Raw genomic sequence first — 2,630 nt, 5'->3', positions numbered from 1 at the left:
CCGCTTACCAGGCCGTTGCCGACGCCGCCTAAGCAAGGACAGCCCATGCCGCTCAATCAACCGCTCTCCGCACTGGAACAGCACGACGAGTTCATCGGTCGCCACATCGGCCCCTGCGCCGCCGAAATGACCGCCATGCTGGCCGCCATCGGCGCCGACAGCCTGGACCAGCTGATAGCCCAGACCGTTCCCGCCGCCATTCGCCTGCCGGCCGACCTGCCCCTGCCGCCGTCGCGTCGCGAACACGAGGCGCTGGCCGACCTCAAGGCCATCGCCAGCAAGAACGTCGTCAACAAATCCTGCATCGGCATGGGCTATTACGACACCTTGACGCCCAAGGTCATCCTGCGCAACGTCATGGAAAACCCGGGCTGGTACACCGCCTACACGCCCTACCAGGCCGAAATCGCCCAGGGCCGCCTGGAAGCGCTGATGAACTTCCAGCAGATGGTGGTCGACCTGACCGGCCTGGAAATCGCCAACGCCTCGCTGCTCGACGAAGCGACCGCCGCCGCCGAGGCGATGACCATGGCGCGCCGCGTCTCCAAGTCGAAATCGAACCGCTTCCTGGTCGATGCCGCCTGCTTCCCGCAGACCATCGACGTGGTCAAGACCCGTGCCGGCTACTTCGGCTTCGAGCTGGTCATCGGCAAGCTGGATGACTACAAGGACGGCGAATTCTTCGGCGCCCTGCTCCAGTACCCCAACGACAACGGCGAAGTGCGCGACCTGACCGACGCCATTGCCGGCCTGAAGGCCAAGGGCGCCACCGTCGCCGTCGCCACCGACCTGATGGCGCTGGTCCTGCTCAAGTCGCCGGGCGCCATGGGCGCCGACATCGCCCTCGGTTCCAGCCAGCGTTTCGGCATCCCGATGGGCTTCGGCGGCCCGCACGCCGCCTTCTTCGCCACCCGCGAAGCCTTTGTCCGCTCGATGCCGGGCCGCATCATCGGCGTCTCCAAGGATGCCCGCGGCAACACCGCCTACCGCATGACGCTGCAGACGCGCGAACAGCACATCCGCCGCGAGAAGGCCAACTCCAACATCTGTACCTCGCAGGTGTTGCTCGCCAACATGGCCGGCATGTATGCCGTCTATCACGGCTCCGAGGGCCTGCGCCTGATCGCCGGCCGCATCCACCGCCTGACGGCCATCCTGGCCGAGGGCCTGAAGCGCGCCGGCGTCAACCTGCTGACCCGCCAGTTCTACGACACCGTGCATTTCGACCTCGGCGCCCGCGCCGAAACCGTCTACCTGGCTGCCCTGGGTGCCGGCTACAACCTGCGCCGCGTCTCGGCCGGCGTGCTCGGCATCTCCTTCGACGAAACGACCACTCGCGACGACGTGGCCACGCTGTTCAAGCTGATCGCCCAGGTCACGCTGGACATCGATCTCATCGACGCCCAGGTGGCCGCCGCCGACCCGGCCCTGCCCGATGCGCTGATCCGCAGCGACGCCGTGCTGCAGCACCCGGTGTTCAACACGCACCACACCGAACACGAGATGCTGCGCTACCTGAAGTCGCTGCAGAACAAGGACCTGGCGCTCGACCACTCGATGATCTCGCTCGGCTCCTGCACCATGAAGCTGAACGCGACCAGCGAGATGATCCCGGTCACCTGGCCGGAATTCGGCGGCCTGCACCCGTTCGCCCCGCGCGACCAGGCCACCGGCTACCTGGAAATGATTGCCAGCCTGACCGAATGGCTGAAGATGGTCACCGGCTTCGACGCCATCTGCATGCAGCCGAACTCCGGCGCCCAGGGCGAATACGCCGGCCTGGTCGCCATCGACCGCTACCATGCCAGCCGCGGCGAGGAACACCGCAACGTCTGCCTGATCCCCAAGTCGGCGCACGGCACCAACCCGGCCACCGCCCAGATGGCCAACATGAAGGTCGTCGTCGTCGATTGCGACGACAACGGCAACGTGGACGTCGCCGACCTCAAGGCCAAGGCCGAAGAGCACAAGGACGACCTGGCCTGCCTGATGATCACCTACCCGTCGACCCACGGCGTGTTCGAGGAAGCGGTCCGCGAGATCTGCGCCATCGTCCATGCCAACGGCGGCCAGGTGTACATGGACGGCGCCAACCTCAACGCCCAGGTCGGCCTGACCTCGCCCGGCTTCATCGGCGCCGACGTCAGCCACATGAACCTGCACAAGACCTTCGCCATCCCGCACGGCGGCGGCGGACCGGGCATGGGTCCGATCGGCCTCAAGGCCCATCTGGCGCCGTTCATGGCCGACCACGCCGTCCAGCCGACGGGCGACGCCAACCGCGTCAATGCAGGCCAGGGTGCGGTGTCTGCCGCCCCGTTCGGCTCGGCGTCGATCCTGACCATTTCCTGGATGTACCTGGCCATGCTCGGCGGCGAAGGCGTCAAGAAGGCCACGCAAGTCGCCATCCTGAATGCCAACTACGTTGCCCAGCAGCTGAACGCCCACTACCCGGTGCTCTACGTCGGCAAGAACGGCCGCGTGGCGCACGAGTGCATTCTCGACATCCGCCCGATCAAGGCCGCCACCGGCATCGCCGAGATCGACATCGCCAAGCGCCTGATGGACTACGGTTTCCATGCGCCGACGGTGTCCTTCCCGGTGGCCGGCACGATCATGGTCGAGCCGAC

1 protein-coding gene is annotated in these 2,630 nt (G+C 66.6%); it reads left to right on the top strand.

Translation table 11 applies throughout. The annotated features are described in order from the left end of the window. Positions 1-45: 45 nt before the first annotated feature. On the top strand, positions 46-2,630 hold a 2,585-nt coding region (gene gcvP, locus Q0P59_RS19665; RefSeq protein ID WP_295009584.1), incomplete at its 3' end, for an aminomethyl-transferring glycine dehydrogenase.

Origin of the sequence: uncultured Dechloromonas sp., from assembly GCF_945957265.1 — a bacterium.
In the GTDB taxonomy this organism is placed as follows: domain Bacteria; phylum Pseudomonadota; class Gammaproteobacteria; order Burkholderiales; family Rhodocyclaceae; genus Azonexus.
This window is presented reverse-complemented; position numbering and strand designations above follow the sequence as displayed.